Raw genomic sequence first — 18032 nt, 5'->3', positions numbered from 1 at the left:
CCGGAAGGAGCGCCTTTACTGTTGGTTTGATGTCCTGCTTACTGGACCAGACCCAGCAGCGTATCCAAGCTTGCCTTTGCATCGCCATAGAACATGCGGGTGTTTTCCTTGAAGAACAGGGGGTTCTCGATGCCGGAATAGCCGGTGCCCTGGCCGCGCTTTGAGACAAACACCTGTTTTGCCTTCCAGCATTCCAAGACCGGCATGCCGGCGATGGGCGAATTGGGGTCCTCCTGGGCGGCTGGGTTGACGATGTCATTGGAGCCGATCACGATCGCAACGTCGGTTTCCGGGAAGTCCTCGTTGATCTCGTCCATTTCCAGCACGATGTCGTAAGGCACCTTGGCCTCGGCCAGGAGAACGTTCATGTGGCCCGGCAGGCGGCCTGCAACCGGGTGGATGGCAAAGCGCACCTCCTTGCCCTTGGCCCGCAGGCGGCGGGTCAGTTCGGCAACGTTCTGCTGCGCCTGCGCCACTGCCATGCCGTAGCCGGGGATGATGATGACGCTGTCCGCTTCGTCCAGGGCTGTGGCAACGCCGTCGGCGTCGATGGCGATCTGCTCGCCTTCCACTTCCATCGCGGGACCAGTGGTGCCGCCGAAGCCGCCCAGGATCACGCTGACGAAGGAGCGGTTCATCGCCTTGCACATGATGTAGCTGAGGATCGCACCGGAGGAGCCCACCAGGGCACCGACCACGATCAGCAGGTCATTTCCCAGGGAGAAGCCAATCGCCGCCGCGGCCCAGCCGGAGTAGCTGTTCAGCATCGAGACCACCACCGGCATGTCGGCGCCGCCGATGCCCATGATCAGGTGGTAGCCGATGAACAGCGCCGCCAGGGTCATCAGGAACAGCGGCAGGAAGCCGCCAGAGCTGAAGTACCAGATCAGGCAGAGGAAGGAGAGGCCTGCGGCGCCTGCGTTCAGCATATGGCCGCCCGGCAGTTTGGTGGCGGCAGACGTCACCTTGCCCGCCAGCTTGCCAAAAGCAATCACCGAGCCGGTGAAGGTGATGGCGCCGATGAAGATGCCGAGGAAGAGTTCCACGCGCAGGAAGGCGATCTCTGCCGGGGTTTTCTTGGCGATCAGCTTGGCAAAGGTGCCCAGATCATCCGTGCTGGCAGCCGCCGCCACATTGCCGATCTCGAAATGGGCGATGAAGCCGACAAAGACCGCCGCAAGGCCAACCAGCGAGTGCATCGCCGCAACCAGCTGCGGCATCTCGGTCATCTGGACCTTCTTGGCCACATAGGTGCCGATGAGGCCGCCGCCCGCGATCAGCAGCAGCGACAAGAGCCACAGGCCAGAGCCAGGGCCGATGAGGGTAGCAAAGACTGCCAGGCCCATGCCCGCGATGCCGTACCAGACCGCGCGCTTGGCGCTTTCCTGGTTCGACAGGCCGCCAAGCGACAGGATGAAAAGAACAGCCGCAACGACATAGGCGGCGGTGGTGAAACCGTAATCCATGAACTCGGCCCTTCTTTAAGATTTCTGGAACATGGCGAGCATGCGCCGGGTGACGAGGAAGCCGCCGAAGATGTTGATCCCGGCCATGAAGACGCTGAGCGCCGCCAGCAGGATCACCAGGAAGCTGCCTGATCCGATCTGCATCAAGGCCCCCAGGATGATGATCGAGGAGATCGCGTTGGTCACAGCCATCAGCGGCGTGTGCAGCGAGTGCGCCACATTCCAGATCACCTGGAAGCCCACGAAACACGCCAGCGCAAAAACGATGAAATGCTGCATGAAGCTGACAGGTGCGAAGAGGCCCACCAGCAGCAAGATCGCACCGCCGCCGGCCAGCATGGTGACCTGGCTTTTTGTCTGCGCCTTGAAGGCTTCGATTTCCTTGGCGCGCTTTTCTTCCGGCGTCAGCTCTGGCACGGTCTCCTTGGGCTTGGCTGCAATTGCCTGCACCTTGGGCGGCGGCGGCGGGAAGGTGATCTCGCCTTCAAAGGTGACGGTGGCACCGCGGATCACGTCATCCTCCATGTTGTGGTTGACCTGGCCGTCTTTCTCTGGCGTGAGGTCAGCCATCATGTGGCGGATGTTGGTGGCGTAAAGCGATGAGGACTGCGCCGCCATGCGGGACGGGAAATCCGTATAGCCGATGATGGTGACGCCGTTGTCAGTAACGATCTTCTCATCCGCCACGGTCAGCTTGCAGTTGCCGCCCTTTTCCGCCGCTAGGTCAACAATGACCGAACCCGGTTTCATCGCTGCAACCATGTCCTCGGTCCACAGCTCAGGCGCTTCGCGGTTGGGGATCAGCGCTGTCGTGATGACGATGTCGATCTCCGGCGCCAGCTCTCGGAACTTGGCCAGCTGCGCTTCGCGGAACTCCGGCGAGGACACAGAGGCGTAACCGCCGGTGGCCGCACCGTCCTGCTGCTCTTCCTCGAAGTCCAGATAGACGAACTCGGCGCCCATGGATTCGACCTGTTCCGCCACTTCGGGGCGTACGTCAAACGCATAGGTCACAGCGCCAAGCGAGGTCGAGGTGCCGATGGCCGCCAGACCGGCAACGCCGGCACCTACCACCAGAACTTTTGCAGGCGGCACCTTGCCCGCGGCGGTGATCTGGCCGGTAAAGAAGCGGCCAAAGTTGTTGCCCGCCTCAATCACAGCGCGGTAGCCCGCGATGTTCGCCATCGAGCTGAGCGCATCCATCTTCTGCGCGCGGCTGATCCGCGGCACCATTTCCATGGCGATCACATTGGCGCCCTTGGATTTGGCCAGATCCATGCCTTCTTCGTTCCCTGCCGGGTTGAAGAAGGAGATCAGTGTCTTGCCCTTGGTCAGCCGCTTCAGCTCAGCCGCATCCGGCTGGCGCACCTTGGCGACAATGTCGGACGCTTTCCACAGCGCTGCAGGGGTCTTGATGATCTCAACGCCCGCGGCCTCATAGACTGCATCGGAAAAGCCCGCAGCGGCGCCCGCCCCGGTCTCAATTGCGCACTCATAGCCCAGTTTCTGCAGCTGCTTGGCAGAATCCGGCGTCATCGCAACCCGGTTTTCACCCGGGAATGTTTCTTTTGGTGTACCTATTTTCACCTTCTTGGTCCCCCTCGTTTTGCCCGCGCCAGCAACGCCCGGGTTCGGATCAGAATAATTCTCTCTACATTGCGCAATTTTGTTGCGCAAGGATTTTGCCGCAATGCCGCGAAGTCATGCCGCATTGCCGCATTGACGTCACATCCAGCGGCGCACCTTTTGCTCGTACCGGGCCCAGTCTGCCCGGAATTCACGCCGCATCCGGTTTTCCTCCGGGATGACAAACCGTTTTTCCAGCACCCACAGGAAGATGGGGATCAACGGCAGCGACAGGACCGCATCGAACCACAGGATGAGGCCTGCCAGGATCAGCACGTCGCCCAGGTAGATCGGGTTACGGCTGCGGCTGAAGATTCCTGATTGCACCAGGCGGCTTGGTGTCCGGTGCGGGATCACGGTGGTTTTCTGCCGCCGCATTTCGGTGATCGCCAGCAGCGCCAGCAGGATGCCGCCGCCCGCCAGAATGCCTGCCAGAAACTCTGCCCAGGCACCGCCGAAAGTGAGGCCGAAGGAGAAATTGCCTGCCTGAACCCAGGCCGCCGCAACAAAGACAGCCAGCCAGACCGGCGGCACATCCAGCCACCGTGTCATGCCCTGCTCCCTTGCAGGTATTTGTCTGAAATATCACCCATCGCGGGCAACCTTCCTTTATCCGGCCTGCGCGTCCAGCCCGCTTTGGCCGGGATTGAAAGAAAAGGACAATTTGCCCCACACGCCACGAAAACGGCGAATCCCTTCCCGCATGCGGCATGATCCTGCATAGTTTCGTCCGGATGCCTACGTATTTCTTTGTGTACAGAAAGCCGACCTGACCGCCCCGCCCCGGCTGATGCCGCTGAAACGCCCCTTTCACCGCCCCAAGGCAGCCGTGACGGCACGGCGGTCTTGCCTCAGGCCTGTGCCCGGATAGGCTGACCGGCACAACAGGGAGGCGGACGACATGGCATTGCAAGGCAAACACGCGCTGGTCACCGGCGGCGGAACAGGGATTGGACTGGCGATTGCCCGGGCCTTGGCCGCAGAGGGCGCACAGGTCACCATCACCGGCCGCAGGCAGGATGTGCTGGAGGATGCAGCAACCGAAGGGCTGCATCCCCTGGCAATGGATGTGCGCAGCGAGGAGGACGTGGCGGCCAAGGTGGACGCCGCGGCCGAAGCCCGCGGCCCCATCCAGATCTGCGTTGCCAATGCCGGCATCGCCGAAGGCGCGGCGCTGCACAAAACCTCGATGGAGTTCTGGCGCGGTATGATGGCCACCAATCTGGACGGTGCTTTCCTGACCATCCGCGAGTGCTTCAAGTCAATGCGCCAGACCGATTGGGGCCGGGTGATCACAGTGTCCTCGATTGCCGGACTGCGGGGCCTGAAAGGCGGCGCCTGCTATACCGCCAGCAAACACGGGCTGGTTGGGCTGACACGGGCGCTGAGCGAGGATTACCTTGGCACGCCATTCACCTTCAACGCAATGTGTCCCGGTTACGTCGACACACCGATTGTGGAACGCAACATCACCTCCATCGCCCAGCGCGCCGGGCTGAATGCAGTTGAGGCCTTGGACGTGATGGTCAACGCCAACCGCCACAAGCGGCTGATCGAGCCAGAGGAGGTGGCAGCGGCCGCCCTGTGGCTCTGCGGCCCCGGGTCCGGGTCAGTGAACGGGCAGTGCATTGAAATTGCCGGCGGGCAGATGTGATGGACCGCAAGGCTTTCAATGAGTTCTGCGCCACTTTTCCAGCGGCGGAACATGTGGTGCAATGGGGTAATGCCGACGTCTGGAAGGCAGGCGGCAAGCTGTTTGCCGTCTGTGGCTGGGCCGATGGCAGGGACGCCTTCACCTTCAAGGCAGGCGACATCGCCTATGAAGTGCTGCAGGAGCGCCCCGGCGTCCGGCCGGCGCCCTATTTGGCCTCGCGGGGCATGAAATGGCTGCAGCAGTTTGATGCCAACGGCCTGACGGATGCGGAACTGAAAGAACAGATCACCCTGTCCTATCAGATGGTCACAGCCAAGCTGTCAAAGAAGAAGCGCGCCGAGTTCGGGATACCGGATCCCCAGCCGGCCGGCGGCTAGGCACTGGACAGAGCGGCAAGGATACAGTAGCAAATCAGAAAAGCTTCAAGCTTAAAACACCCATCAGACGCGAGGCCCTCCATGACCGATTTTGCCGCAACCAAGGCGATGTTCGACCTGCCCGAAGAGGTGATCTACCTGGACGGCAACTCGCTCGGCCCCCTGCCCCGTGCAGCCAAGGAGCGCGTCGGGTCGATGATGCAGGAGGAATGGGGCCAAATGCTGATCACCGGCTGGAACAAGGCCGGCTGGATGGACAAGCCCAAGGCGCTGGGGGACCGGATCGGGCGATTGATCGGGGCGGAGCCGGGCCATGTGGTGATGGGCGACACGCTGTCGATCAAGGTCTACCAGGCGGTTGCCTCGGCGCTGGAGCTGAACCCGGCCCGCAAAGTGGTGCTGTCGGACAACGGAAATTTCCCAACCGACCTGTACATGGCAGACGGGCTGCTGAAATCACTGGGGCCGGACTATGAGCTGCGGGTGGCCGACCCGGAGGCGGTGGCGGACGCCATCACCGATGAGATTGCGGTGCTGATGATCACGGAGGTGGATTACCGCACCGGCCGCAAGCACGACATGAAGGCGCTGACGGAAAAGGCCCACGCCCATGGCGTGCTGACGGTTTGGGACCTGGCCCATTCCGCGGGTGCCATTCCGGTCGATCTGGCCGGGTGCAAGGCCGATTTCGCTGTTGGCTGCACCTACAAGTACCTGAATGGCGGCCCTGGCGCGCCGGCTTTCATCTATGTCTCCCCGCGCCACGCGGAAACTGCCCGTCCGGCGCTGTCCGGCTGGCTGGGGCATGAGGCGCCTTTTGCCTTTGACCTGGACTACCGGCCCGGCGGAGGCATCGACCGGATGCGCGTCGGCACCCCGCCAATCCTGCAGCTGACTGCGCTGGAGGCGGCGATGGATATCTGGGACATGGCGGATATGGACGCTGTGCGCGCCAAGTCCATCGAACTTTGCGACCTGTTCATCGCCCTGGTCGAGGAAACCTGCCCGCAGCTGGAACTGGCCTCGCCCCGCGACCCGGACTTCCGCGGCAGCCAGGTGTCGTTCAAGTTCGACGAAGGCTATGCCGCCATGCAGGCGCTGATTGCCCGCGGCGTGATCGGCGACTTCCGGGCGCCCGACATCATGCGCTTCGGCTTTACTCCGCTGTACATTGACGAGGGCGACGTGCGCGCCGCAGCTGAGATTATTGCGGATGTAATGACCAATGCCCTGTGGGACCGGCCGGAATACATGGTCCGCCACGCCGTCACCTGATGCGCCTCAGCCACTCATACCACATTCCGCTCTGCCGCCCGGCGGGCTGGGTCGCGCTGTGGCGCCGCCTGGCCCAATGCGGCACCCTGAACCGGAAGACGCATTCCTTTCCCTGACATATACTGACTTTAGGAAAAGGAACGCACCGATGAGCAAACCCTATGATCCCGCCGAAGACGGCGCCCAGATGTCCTTTGACGGGCGCATGTCCTATGGCGATTACCTGTCGCTCGACATGCTGCTGAACGCGCAGAAGACATGGACCAATACCCATGACGAGATGCTGTTCATCATCCAGCACCAGACTTCTGAGCTGTGGATGCGGCTGGCCATTCATGAACTCAGCGCCGCCCGCGAGCGGCTGCTGGGCGGCCAGGCGCGGCAGGCGTTCAAGATGCTGGCGCGGGTGGCGCGCATCTTTGAGCAGCTGAATTCCGCCTGGGACGTCTTGCGCACCATGACGCCCTCGGATTACACCGCCTTCCGGGATGAGCTGGGCCAAAGCTCCGGCTTTCAGTCGCACCAGTACCGGCAGATCGAATTCATGCTCGGCAACCGCAACAAGGCGATGCTGCGCCCCCACGCCCACCGGCCGGACATTCTGGCGCTTCTGGAGACGGAACTGGCGCAGCCCTCGCTGTACGATGTCGCGCTGAAGGCGCTGGGACAGCGCTTTGACCTGCCGGATGAGGTCGTGAACCGGGATGTGTCTGAAGCCTATCAGCCGCATGAGGCGGTGCAGGCCGCCTGGACCGAGGTCTACCGCGACACCGAAACCCATTGGGAACTCTATGAGCTGGCCGAGAAACTGGTGGATTTTGAGGATTACTTCCGCCGCTGGCGTTTCAACCATGTGACCACGGTGGAGCGCGTGATCGGCTTCAAGCGCGGCACCGGCGGCACCGGCGGTGTCAGCTATCTGAAGCGGATGCTGGAGGTGGAGCTGTTCCCCGAGCTCTGGCACCTGCGCACCGAACTCTGAAACTCTTGCGGGCCGGCCTGCCCGGCGCGCATCACTTTGGTGTCAGCCCGTCCCCGGCCAGGGCCGCAAGCTGGCGCACCCCGGCCTGATAAGCCGCGTAATCCACGGCAGTCTGCTTGATCCCCTTCAATGAGGCGCAGAGGGTCCGGGCAATCACGCCAGCGTCACCGCTCAGCACGGCCCGCCCGGCTGCGGCTTGCTGCTGCAGCCAGTCGGCATAGATCCCGCTAAGGGCGGATTCACCTTGTTCGATCTCCGCCCCGGCTACGTGTTTGGTGACTTCGAACAGTTCCATCCCGTGCGGCGAGGCCATCATCTGTTCAATCGCCTCGCCGCCCTGGGCCGCAAAAGCCGCCTGCAACTGGTGTGGCAGCGAACCCGGCCCGGCCAGCGCAGCCTGAACACCAGCTGCGGCATTGCCGTAGTAAGCCATCACCAGCGCCCGGAAAATCGCATCCTTGTTCTTGAAATGCAGATAAAGCGCAGGCCGCGACATGCCCGCGCCCTTGGCGATGTCATCCATTGAGGTCTTGCGGAATCCGTAAGTTGAGAACGCCATCCAAGCGGCCTCAAGGATTGCCTGCTGCTTCGGATCAATGCCTGCCATGTTCATATTTTCGCTTCTGACATTGTTTGCAAAAAATGTCAATTGACATCATGACAAAACTCGTTAATTTTGTCATAAGCACAGCAAGGGAGCCCCGCCATGCCAACAGACCTGCGCATCAATGGAAAAACCCATCAGGTGGATCTGCCTGATGATGTGCCCCTCCTCTGGGTTCTGCGGGATGAGGTTGGCCTCACCGGCACCAAGTTCGGCTGCGGCGTGGCTGCCTGCGGCGCCTGCACCGTGCATATCGACGGGGAGGCGGTGCGTTCCTGCCAAGTGGCGCTGTCGGATGTCTGGGGCGAGGTGACCACCATCGAGGGCCTCGGCACGCCGGACGCGATGGCTGCGATCCAGCAGGCCTGGGTGGAGCATCAGGTGACCCAATGCGGCTATTGCCAGTCCGGCCAGATCATGCAGGCGGCGAGCCTGCTCGCGGCGAACCCTGCGCCCTCGGACGCGGAGATTGACGAGGCAATGCAGGGCAACCTGTGCCGCTGCGGCACCTACCCGCGCATCCGCGCCGCCATCCACTCCGCCGCCCAGAAGATGCAGGAGGCGTAAACCATGGCCAGCATTGCTAAAATCGCCCGCCGCACATTCCTGATTGGCTCCGCCGCCATTGTCGGCGGTGTGGCCTTCGGCGCCTATTATGTCAGCCGCCCGGCCCCGAACCCGCTGAAACCGGCAGAAGGCGAGGCCGCGCTGAACCCCTTCGTGCTGATTGACCAGAACGGCGTCACCCTGTTTGCGCCGCGGGCCGAGATGGGCCAGGGCGTGAAAACCAGCTGGGCCGCGCTGATTGCGGAGGAGCTGGACGTGGAGCTGAACCAGGTCCGGGTACTGCATGGCCCTGCCGCGCAGGCGTATTACAACTCTGCCTTCATCGCCGATGCGCTGCCGGGAAAGGGCTATGACAGCGGCAATTTCAAACATGCCGTGGGCGAGGCGCTGGGGCATATCGGCAAGGTTCTGAACCTGCATGGAACCGGCGGCTCCACCTCGATGAAGGACGGGTTCAAACGGATGCGCCAGGCCGGCGCCACAGCGCGCGAAACGCTGAAACAGGCCGCGGCAGAACGGCTGGGCGTGGATCGCAGCCAGCTGAGCACCGAAAAGGGCGCGGTGATTGCACCGGACGGAACCCGGATCCCCTATACCGGGCTGGCAATGGATGCCGCCAAGCTGGAACCGGTGGACGCGGATCTGCGGCCCAGCAGTCAGTGGCGGCTGATCGGCAAGTCACAGCCGCGGATTGATATGGCAGAGAAAGCCACCGGCACCGCTGAATTCGGCGTCGACGTGCGGCTTCCGGGGATGAAATTTGCCTCTGTCCGCATGAACCCGCGCCAGGGCGGCGGCATGGCAGGCTTTGACGCCGCTGCCGCCGAAGGGATGCCCGGCGTGGAGAAGGTCGTGGACATGGGAGGTGGCGTGGCCGTCGTGGCAAGAAACACCTGGCTCGCGATGCAGGCACTAGACGCCATCGACGTTGACTGGGAAGCCGCCCCCTACCCGCCGGAAACCGATCAGGTCTTTGCAAAGATCGCCGAAGCGTTTGACGCGGCCCCGAACTCCGTCCTGCGCGATGACGGCGATGCGGGCACGCTTCCCGACGGCGCAACCGAGCTGACGGCGGAGTATCAGGTGCCTTATCTGGCCCATGCCACGATGGAACCGATGAATGCCACCGCACTGCTGCAGGACGGCAAGCTGACCCTTTGGTGCGGCAACCAGATGCCGACCTTCGTGCAGATGAAATGTGCCGAAGAGGCCGGGCTGGAAAGTGAGCAGGTCGAGGTCAACACCACCTATCTTGGCGGCGGCTTCGGGCGGCGGGCAGAGTTCGACTATGCGGTGCTGGCCACCCGGCTGGCGAAACAGATGCCCGGCACCCCGGTGCAGCTGACCTGGAGCCGCGAGGAGGATATGCGCCACGACATGTACCGCCCCGGTGCGCTGGCGCGGATGCGCGGCGCGGTGAAGGACGGCCAAGCAGTGCTGCTGGACGGCAAGGTCGCCGCCGCCTCGCCAGTGGCACAAGCGATGAGGCGGCTGGCGGACCTGCCCCAGGCCGGGCCTGACAAGGTGCATGTGGAGGGGTTCTTCAACGCGCCCTATGCGATCCCGAACTTCCGTGCAGCGGGGCATTTGGCGGATGTGCAGATCCCTGTCGGGTTCTGGCGCTCGGTCGGCAACAGCTTCAACGCCTTCTTTGTTGAAAGCTTCATGGACGAGATGGCCCATGCCGCAGGCGCCGATCCGTTGGACTTCCGCCTGAACATGGCCCGCCGCGAGTGGGCGCCAGCCGCAGCGGTGCTGGAGGCGGTTAAGGAGATGTCCGGCTGGACCGGCCAGACGCCCGAAGGCACGGGCCGTGGTGTGGCGCTCTGCTACAGCTTTGGAACCCCCGTGGCAGAAGTGATCGAAGTGCTGGACGAAGATGGCAGCATCCGCATCGCCAACGCCTGGATTGCCTGCGATGTGGGCCAGGCCATCGACCCGGAGATCGTCAAGGCGCAGATGTTCGGCGGCATGGCCTATGGGCTGTCAGCGGCCTGTTTTGGCGAGATCACCTTTGCAGACGGAACCGCGGAACAGGGCAACTTCCCCGACTATGACGCCCTGCGCATGCACACGATGCCGCGCACAGAGGTGCAGGTGCTGGAAACCCAGGCCCAACTGGGCGGCGTTGGCGAACCCGGCACTCCGCCAGCGGCCCCGGCCTTGGCCAACGCGCTCTTTGACCTTACTGGCAAGCGCGCCCGGCGGCTGCCGCTGATGCATGATTTTGATCTGCTGATCTGACCCCCAATGCGGCCTGCCCAGCCGGCGGGCCGCCTAACCCCTCAGACCTGAGGGGACGGAGACCTTCTTATGCGGATTTTTGCAGGCTTATGCGGATTTTTGCAGGCCGGTCTGCGTTCCGGCATCCGCCCATGTTCGCACCGCCTCGCCGAAAGCCTCGAACAGCGGACGGGACACCGGGTCCGCTGCCGCCTCCCATTCAGGGTGCCATTGCACCGACAGGGTAAAGCCCGGCGCATCCTTGATATAGACCGCTTCCGGCGTGCCGTCCGGTGCGTGGCCGTCGATCACGACCCGCGCCCCCGGGCGCTTGATGCCCTGGCCGTGCAGCGTGTTGGTCATCACTTCCTCAGCGCCGAACAGGCGGTGGAACACCCCGCCGGAGCTGAACTTGACCGTGTGGCGCAGGGCAAATTTCTCCTCCAGCGTGCCATCCGGCGGCATCCGGTGGTTCATCCGCCCCGGCAGGTCGCGGATTTCCGGGTGCAGGGTGCCGCCCATTGCCACGTTCACCTCCTGGAAGCCGCGGCAGATGCCCAGAAACGGCTGGCCGCGCTCGACGCAGGCGCGGATCAGCGGCAGGGTGATCGCATCGCGCGCCCGGTCAAAGGCGCCATGCGCCTCGGTCTCGGCCTCGCCGTATTCGTTGGGATGCACATTCGGACGCCCGCCGGTCAGCAGGAAGCCGTCGAAGGTATTCAGCAACTCCCCGACAGTCACGAACCGCGGGTCCGACGGGATCATCAGCGGCATGCAGCCCGCCACCTCGGCAATCGCCTCGGAATTCATCGTTCCGCCCGCATGCACGGGATACTGATCGTTCAGCAGATAGGAATTGCCGATTATGCCTACTTTGGGTCGCGCCATGTTGTGCTTGTCTCCGTTCCCTGACAGAAAATCTAGCTCTGCCAGGGGCCGGGTTCAACCGCAGTGACGGCGCAACAGAGTGTTCACAGGCGCACGGGAGGGTTAGATTTCGCCTTGCAGGCCAGCGGCTTCGATGCCGGCCATGGCGGCAATCGCGTCGTTGTCAGAGGTGTCGCCGGTCACGCCAACAGCGCCGATCACCGTGCCGTCCGCGCCGCGCACCAGCACGCCGCCCGGCACCGGCACCACCTGGCCGCCATAAACGCCGTTCACCGCTGCCATGAAATAGGCCTGCGCCTCTGCCCGCGCCATCTGGGCACTGCCAGCCATGCCCAGCATAACCGAGCCGTAGGCCTTGCCGTGGGCAATCGCAAACCGGCCCGGTGCGGCGCCGTCTTCGCGCTCAAACGCCTGCACATGACCGCCGGCATCCAGCACCACCGCAGACAGCGGCTTCAGGTTCAGCTCATGCCCCTTGTCCAGCGCCACGCGGATAATGGTGCGCGCCTGTTCCAGTGATATCCCAGCCATCTGTTCAGCCTCTTCTCCTGATGTTACGGAACAGAAAAGGAGGCCAAAAGGCCCCCTTTGACTACCCCTGAATGCGGGGAAACTGTTTCATCCGGTCAGTTTGCCGCGGTCAGGCAGCGTCTTCCTGGGCCTTCAGCTCCAGCCGACGGGCATGTAGCACCGGCTCGGTGTAGCCGGAGGGCTGCACCCGCCCCTTGAAGACCAGGTCGCAGGCCGCCTTGAAGGCGATGGTGTCATAGCCCGGCGACATCGCGCGGTAGCTGTTGTCGCCGCGGTTCTGCTCATCCACCACTTTGGCCATCTTGCGCAGAGAACCCATCACCTCCTCTTCCGAGACAACGCCATGGTGCAGCCAGTTGGCGATGTGCTGCGCCGAAATCCGGCAGGTGGCGCGGTCCTCCATCAGGCCGACGTCGTTGATGTCCGGCACCTTGGAGCAGCCGACGCCCTGATCGATCCAGCGCACCACATAGCCAAGGATGCCTTGCGCGTTGTTGTCCACTTCGCGGGCAATCTGGCGCGGGGTCCACTTGCGGTAGGTCGCCAGCGGGATTTCCAGGATGCCGTCCACATGGGCGCGGCGGCCGCCCTCTTTCAGCTTGGCTTGCACCGCCAGCACATCCACCTTGTGGTAATGCAGCGCGTGCAGCGTTGCGGCGGTCGGGCTTGGCACCCAGGCGCAGTTGGCGCCGGATTTCGGGTGCTCGATCTTCTGTTCCAGCATCGCAGCCATCATGTCGGGCATCGCCCACATGCCCTTGCCGATCTGCGCCTTGCCGCTCAGCCCGCATTCCAGGCCGATGTCAACGTTCAGGTTCTCATAGGCGCCGATCCAGCCCTTGCGTTTTATGAAGTCCTTGCGCGAGAACGGCCCTGCCTCCATCGAGGTGTGGATCTCGTCGCCGGTGCGGTCCAGGAAACCAGTGTTGATGAAAGCGACCCGGTGCTTGGCGGCGCGGATGCATTCCTTGAGGTTCACCGAGGTGCGGCGTTCCTCGTCCATGATGCCAATCTTCACGGTGTGGCGCGGCAGGCCCAGGATGTCCTCGACCTTGTCGAAGATCCGGTCGGTAAAGGCGACCTCTTCCGGCCCGTGCATCTTGGGCTTCACCACATAGACTGAGCCATGGGCGGAGTTGCCGCCCTCCCGCTTCAGGTCGTGCTTGGCGATCATCACGGTGATCAGCGCATCCAGCAGGCCCTCGTATGCCTCGTTACCGTCCTGGTCCAGCACCGCCGGGTTGGTCATCAGGTGGCCGACATTGCGCACCCACAACAGGGCGCGGCCTTTCAGGGACATGGCCGAGCCGTCCGGCGCGGCATAGCCGAAATCGGGGTTCAGGCGGCGGGTGATGGTCTTGCCGCCCTTTTCCAGCTCCGCCTCCAGATCGCCCTTCATCAGGCCCAGCCAGTTGGAGTATGCTTGCACCTTGTCCTCGGCATCGACGCAGGCGACCGAATCCTCGCAATCCATGATCGCCGACATCGCGCTTTCCAGCCGCACGTCAGCCAGACCGGCCTGATCGCGGGCGCCGATGGCGTGGGCGCGGTCAAACACCAGCTCCACGTGCAAGCCATTGTTGCGCAGCAGCACCGCTTCCGGCGCCCTGGGATTGCCGCGGTAGCCTGCGAATTTCTCCGGCTGTGCCAGCGGCAGGTCGTCAATCAGCAGCTGGCCGTCCTGCACATGGTAGCGCCGCACGTCCGCATGGCTGGCGCCGTCGATCGGGAAGGCCTCATCCAGGAACACCCGCGCCCGCGCCACAACCCGCGCGCCGCGGCCCTTGTCATAGCCGCCTTTGGGCGCTGCGGCCCCCATCGCATCGGTGCCATAGAACCCGTCATAGAGGCTGCCCCAGCGGGCATTGGCCGCGTTCAGCGCGTAACGCGCGTTGGTGATCGGCACCACCAGCTGCGGCCCCGGAACCGATGCAATCTCGGGGTCCACGTTCTGCGTTTCGATCTCGAAATCGCCGCCCTCCGGCAACAGGTAGCCGATGTCGGCCAGAAACGCCTTGTAGCCTTCGTGGTCATGCGGCTTGTCGCGGTTGGCGATGTGCCAGGCGTCGATCCTGGCCTGGATTTCTTCCCGCTTGGCCAGCAGCGCGCGGTTTTCCGGGCCGAAGGTATTCACCAGCTCCGCCAGGCCTTTCCAGAACGCCTCCGCCTCGATCCCGGTGCCCGGAAGCGCCTGCTTCTCGATGAACTCCGCCAGCTCCGGCGCAACCTGAATTCCCTGTTTCTCGACCCGGCTCATGACTTGCTCCTTTTAGGCGGTACACCACTGTATGCTGACATCTAACTAGGGCAGAAGTTTCCGATCAGCAACAAAACACCCCATCGGTGAAACCGAACTCAATTTCTTGATTTTCAAGAAAGTGCCGAAAAGAATTCCGAAAACGCATCAGCCGCGCAAACCCCGAACAAGGAAAAGGCGCGCAGGCCAATCTGCACGCCTCAAGGATTGCCGTTTCACATTGCGCCGGTCAGTCCGCCGTACCGTCAATGACGGCCTGCACTTCCGCCGCCGTGGCTGGAACTTCAACGGCGTCCTGCTCGCCGCCTCGGTCGAAGACCATCGCCAGAAACACCCCGAGCGAAACCAGCGCAAACACCACCGCTGCTCCGATCCCCAGCAGCGAGGGTTTGTGCTTTTCTGCCTGACGTTCGACATTGGTATCCGGTGCGGACATCGCGGAACTCCCTTCCTGAACAAATTGAGGCTCAGGACGGCTTGCTGCTCCGCCCGCTGTTGCCTACGACTATAGGGAATACGCACCGGCCCCCGGTCCGGTTCCAAAAAAGAGGTCCAGCTGTGAAAGACGCAAGCCCCGCAACCGCCCCCAAGACCTTCTACCTGAAAGACTACACGCCCTTTGGATTTGACGTCGAAAGCGTTCACCTGACATTCCGCCTGACACCGGAAACCACCCGGGTTCTCAGCAAGATCCGCTTTGCCCCGAAACCGGACGCGGCAGACAAGACCTTCTTCCTGCACGGCGAGGATTTGCAGCTGATCTCGTCTCATATCGACGGCCAGCCAGTCACACCTAAACTGGTTGAAGGCGGCCTGAAATGCGAGGTGCCCAGCGCCCCCTTCACCTGGGAAGCCGAGGTGGAGATCAACCCGGCCGGCAATACCGCGCTGGAGGGGCTCTACATGTCCAACCGCATGTATTGCACCCAGTGCGAGGCCGAGGGTTTCCGCAAGATCACCTATTACCCGGACCGCCCCGACGTGATGTCCACCTTCACCGTGCGCATTGAGGGCGACGAGCCGGTGATGCTGTCCAACGGCAACCCCATGGGCGCGGGCGAAGGCTGGGCCGAATGGCACGATCCCTGGCCGAAACCGGCTTATCTGTTTGCGCTGGTGGCAGGCGATCTGGTGAACCATCCCGGCAGTTTCACCACGCGCTCCGGCAAGGATGTGGAGCTGAACATCTGGGTCCGCCCGGGGGATGAGGGTAAATGCGCCTTTGGCATGGAGGCGCTGAAGAAGTCGATGAAGTGGGACGAGGACGTCTACGGCCTGGAATACGACCTGGAGCTGTTCAACATCGTCGCCGTGGACGACTTCAACATGGGCGCGATGGAAAACAAAGGCTTGAACATTTTCAACTCATCTTGCGTTCTGGCCTCGCCTGAAACCTCAACAGATGCCAATTTCGAACGTATCGAGGCGATCATCGCGCATGAGTATTTTCACAACTGGACCGGGAACCGGATCACCTGCCGCGACTGGTTCCAGCTCTGCCTGAAGGAAGGCCTGACCGTTTTCCGCGACGCGCAGTTCACCGCAGACATGCGCTCTGAGCCGGTGAAGCGGATCGACGACGTGATTACGCTCCGCGCCCGCCAGTTCCCGGAGGACAACGGCCCGCTGGCCCATCCGCCACGCCCCGAAGCCTTCCAGGAAATCAACAACTTCTACACCGCCACTGTCTACGAAAAGGGCGCCGAGGTGATCGGGATGCTGAAGCGGCTGGTGGGCGATGAAAACTATTACAAGGCACTGAAGCTCTATTTCGAGCGCCACGACGGCCAGGCCTGCACCATTGAGGACTGGCTGAAAGTGTTCGAGGATGCGACAGGCCGCGACCTCAGCCAGTTCAAGCTGTGGTACAGCCAGGCGGGCACCCCGCGGGTGAAGGTTTCCGAGGATTATACCGACGGCACCTATACCCTGACGTTTGAACAATCGACGCCGCCGACGCCGGGCCAACCCGACAAGGCACCGCGGGTCATTCCGGTGGCGGTTGGCTTGCTATCGCCCAACGGTGACGAGGTGCGCGCAACTGAGGTGCTGGAACTGTCTGAGGCCAAGCAGAGCTTCACCTTCGACGGCCTCGCCTCCAAGCCGGTGCCTTCCATCCTGCGAGAGTTTTCCGCCCCGGTGATTCTGGAGCGCGAGACAACCAACGACGAACGCGCCTTTTTGCTGGCCCACGACACTGACCCGTTCAACCGCTGGGAAGCCGGCAATGCGCTGGCCAAGGAAACGCGGGTTGCCATGGTGCTGGACGGGGCGGCGCCGGATGCTGCCTATCTGGATGCGCTGGAAAAACTGGTGCGCGACGACGAACAGGATCCGGCCTTCCGGGCCCTGGTACTGTCGCCGCCCAGCCAGGCCGACATTGCCCAAACTCTGCATGAGCGCGGCTATACCCCTGACCCGCAGAAAATCTACGACGCGGCGGAGACCTTTGCCCAGACGCTGGCGCAGCAATTGGAAACCAGCCTGCCCCGGCTCTATGCGGCGACCACGGTTGATGGCCCCTACTCTCCCGATGCCGAAAGCGCAGGCAAACGCGCCCTCAACGGGCGTATCCTGTCGCTGCTGACCCGGCTCGACGGTGGCGAACAGGCCGCGCGCCAGTATGCCGACGCAGACAACATGACCCAGCAGTATGCCGCGCTGGCCGCCCTGATGAAGGCAGAGAACGGCGCGGCGCAAAGCCAGGCGTTCTTTGATCAATGGCAGGACGACCGGCTGGTGATGGACAAGTGGTTTGCGCTGCAGATCGCCTGCGCCGCGCCGGAGAAGACGGCTGCAACCGCCGCCGCACTCACCAAACACCCTCTGTTTGACATCAAGAACCCCAACCGCTTCCGTGCGGTGATGGGGGCGCTGGCAGGCAACCACGCGGGCTTCCACCATGCCAGCGGCGAGGGGTATCAGCTGCTGGCCGAAAACCTGATCGCGCTGGACAAGCTGAACCCGCAGACCACCGCCCGCATGTGCGCCGCCTTCCAGACCTGGAAGCGCTATGACGCGGGCCGCCAGTCGCTGATCCGCGCCCAGCTGAGCCGGATTGCCGGAACAGAGGGCCTCAGCCGTGACACCAATGAAATGGTGACCCGGATCCTGAATGCCTGATACGCCTGTCACATCAGCCCCGGCAGAGGACTACAGCTTCTCCCGCCGGGGCCGCTCCCGGGCGGCCCTTCTGGCAACAGGCGGCTGGCTGGCCGCGGTGCTGGTTCTCTGGCTGGTGCTGGATGCAGCCCTGTGGCTGGTGATCCTGCTGGCCCTGCCCGTCCTGCCCGCTCTTACAGACCTGATCCGCAACCCGTTGTCTGGAATGAAAATTTCTGACGGCCATATCGAATGGTTCACCGGTAAGCTGACCGGCAAGGCAGACCTGGCGGAGATCGCCTTGGTGCGGTTTGATACCCGCTGGGATTTTTCGGTGCGTGCCACGCTGATCCTGGAGAACGGCAAACGCATCCGCCTGCCGCAAGAGGCCACCCCGCCGCATGAGGAAACAGATGCGGAGTTTCAAAAGCGTGGCATCCGCACGGAGCGGCACCATTTCACTGCGTTCTGAAGACCAGC

The 18032-nt window shown here is 63.0% G+C and carries 16 protein-coding genes; 8 read left to right on the top strand and 8 right to left on the bottom strand.

Annotated features, from left to right (window positions below; all coding sequences use genetic code 11):
- Nucleotides 1-38: 38 nt before the first annotated feature.
- The 3 genes from K3725_RS05610 to K3725_RS05600 form a co-directional block, all read right to left on the bottom strand.
- Nucleotides 39-1466 carry an NAD(P)(+) transhydrogenase (Re/Si-specific) subunit beta gene (locus tag K3725_RS05610; protein WP_260017849.1) on the bottom strand — a complete coding sequence of 476 codons (1428 nt, stop codon included), beginning with the start codon at nt 1464-1466 and terminating at the stop codon, nt 39-41.
- A 15-nt stretch (nt 1467-1481) separates the two neighbouring features.
- Nucleotides 1482-3053, bottom strand: coding sequence for a Re/Si-specific NAD(P)(+) transhydrogenase subunit alpha (locus K3725_RS05605; protein ID WP_260017848.1), 1572 nt, complete (start codon nt 3051-3053; stop codon nt 1482-1484).
- Nucleotides 3054-3191: 138 nt separating this feature from the next.
- Complete coding sequence (locus K3725_RS05600) at nt 3192-3644, bottom strand: isoprenylcysteine carboxylmethyltransferase family protein (RefSeq protein WP_260017847.1); 453 nt, start codon at nt 3642-3644, stop codon at nt 3192-3194.
- A 349-nt stretch (nt 3645-3993) separates the two neighbouring features.
- Here K3725_RS05600 and K3725_RS05595 point away from each other — a divergent pair, with 349 nt between their 5' ends.
- From K3725_RS05595 to kynA, 4 genes are all read left to right on the top strand, one after another.
- The gene (locus K3725_RS05595) at nt 3994-4746 is read left to right on the top strand and encodes an SDR family NAD(P)-dependent oxidoreductase (protein ID WP_260017846.1); all 753 of its coding nucleotides are present in this window, start codon (nt 3994-3996) and stop codon (nt 4744-4746) included.
- The gene (locus K3725_RS05590; protein ID WP_260017845.1) at nt 4746-5123 is read left to right on the top strand and encodes an MmcQ/YjbR family DNA-binding protein; all 378 of its coding nucleotides are present in this window, start codon (nt 4746-4748) and stop codon (nt 5121-5123) included. Before K3725_RS05595 ends, K3725_RS05590 begins: the two co-directional genes overlap by 1 nt.
- An 81-nt stretch (nt 5124-5204) precedes the next feature.
- Nucleotides 5205-6398 carry a kynureninase gene (gene kynU, locus K3725_RS05585; RefSeq protein WP_260017844.1) on the top strand — a complete coding sequence of 398 codons (1194 nt, stop codon included), beginning with the start codon at nt 5205-5207 and terminating at the stop codon, nt 6396-6398.
- Between the two features lie 148 nt (nt 6399-6546).
- Nucleotides 6547-7380 (top strand): tryptophan 2,3-dioxygenase, encoded by an 834-nt coding sequence (kynA, locus tag K3725_RS05580; RefSeq protein WP_260017843.1) that lies wholly within the window; start codon nt 6547-6549, stop codon nt 7378-7380.
- 31 nt (nt 7381-7411) lie between these two features.
- Here kynA and K3725_RS05575 read toward each other — a convergent pair whose 3' ends face one another.
- Nucleotides 7412-7993, bottom strand: coding sequence for a TetR/AcrR family transcriptional regulator (locus K3725_RS05575; protein WP_260017842.1), 582 nt, complete (start codon nt 7991-7993; stop codon nt 7412-7414).
- A 93-nt stretch (nt 7994-8086) separates the two neighbouring features.
- Between K3725_RS05575 and K3725_RS05570 the strand changes: the two genes are divergently transcribed.
- Together K3725_RS05570 and K3725_RS05565 are read left to right on the top strand one after the other, a co-directional pair.
- Nucleotides 8087-8551 carry a (2Fe-2S)-binding protein gene (locus K3725_RS05570; RefSeq protein ID WP_260017841.1) on the top strand — a complete coding sequence of 155 codons (465 nt, stop codon included), beginning with the start codon at nt 8087-8089 and terminating at the stop codon, nt 8549-8551.
- Between the two features lie 3 nt (nt 8552-8554).
- Nucleotides 8555-10795, top strand: a complete 2241-nt coding sequence (locus K3725_RS05565; protein ID WP_260017840.1) for a xanthine dehydrogenase family protein molybdopterin-binding subunit — start codon at nt 8555-8557, stop codon at nt 10793-10795.
- 87 nt (nt 10796-10882) lie between these two features.
- Here K3725_RS05565 and K3725_RS05560 read toward each other — a convergent pair whose 3' ends face one another.
- From K3725_RS05560 to K3725_RS05545, 4 genes are all read right to left on the bottom strand, one after another.
- On the bottom strand, nt 10883-11662 hold the full coding sequence (locus K3725_RS05560) for a gamma-glutamyl-gamma-aminobutyrate hydrolase family protein (protein WP_260017839.1): 780 nt from the start codon (nt 11660-11662) through the stop codon (nt 10883-10885).
- 102 nt (nt 11663-11764) lie between these two features.
- Complete coding sequence (locus K3725_RS05555) at nt 11765-12193, bottom strand: heme-binding protein (protein ID WP_260017838.1); 429 nt, start codon at nt 12191-12193, stop codon at nt 11765-11767.
- Between the two features lie 109 nt (nt 12194-12302).
- Nucleotides 12303-14450, bottom strand: coding sequence for a malate synthase G (locus tag K3725_RS05550; RefSeq protein WP_260017837.1), 2148 nt, complete (start codon nt 14448-14450; stop codon nt 12303-12305).
- 229 nt (nt 14451-14679) lie between these two features.
- Complete coding sequence (locus K3725_RS05545) at nt 14680-14886, bottom strand: hypothetical protein (RefSeq protein WP_260017836.1); 207 nt, start codon at nt 14884-14886, stop codon at nt 14680-14682.
- 122 nt (nt 14887-15008) lie between these two features.
- Here K3725_RS05545 and pepN point away from each other — a divergent pair, with 122 nt between their 5' ends.
- Together pepN and K3725_RS05535 are read left to right on the top strand one after the other, a co-directional pair.
- On the top strand, nt 15009-17573 hold the full coding sequence (gene pepN / locus K3725_RS05540) for an aminopeptidase N (protein WP_260017835.1): 2565 nt from the start codon (nt 15009-15011) through the stop codon (nt 17571-17573).
- Nucleotides 17566-18024: a hypothetical protein gene (locus K3725_RS05535; RefSeq protein WP_260017834.1), complete on the top strand. Its 459-nt coding sequence runs from the start codon at nt 17566-17568 to the stop codon at nt 18022-18024. The genes pepN and K3725_RS05535 overlap by 8 nt, the downstream gene beginning before the upstream one ends.
- Nucleotides 18025-18032 lie beyond the last annotated feature (8 nt).

This window comes from Leisingera sp. S132, assembly GCF_025144465.1.
Lineage (GTDB): Bacteria > Pseudomonadota > Alphaproteobacteria > Rhodobacterales > Rhodobacteraceae > Leisingera.
Note: the sequence above shows the minus strand (reverse complement) of the source record. Positions and strands in the feature narration are given on the sequence as shown.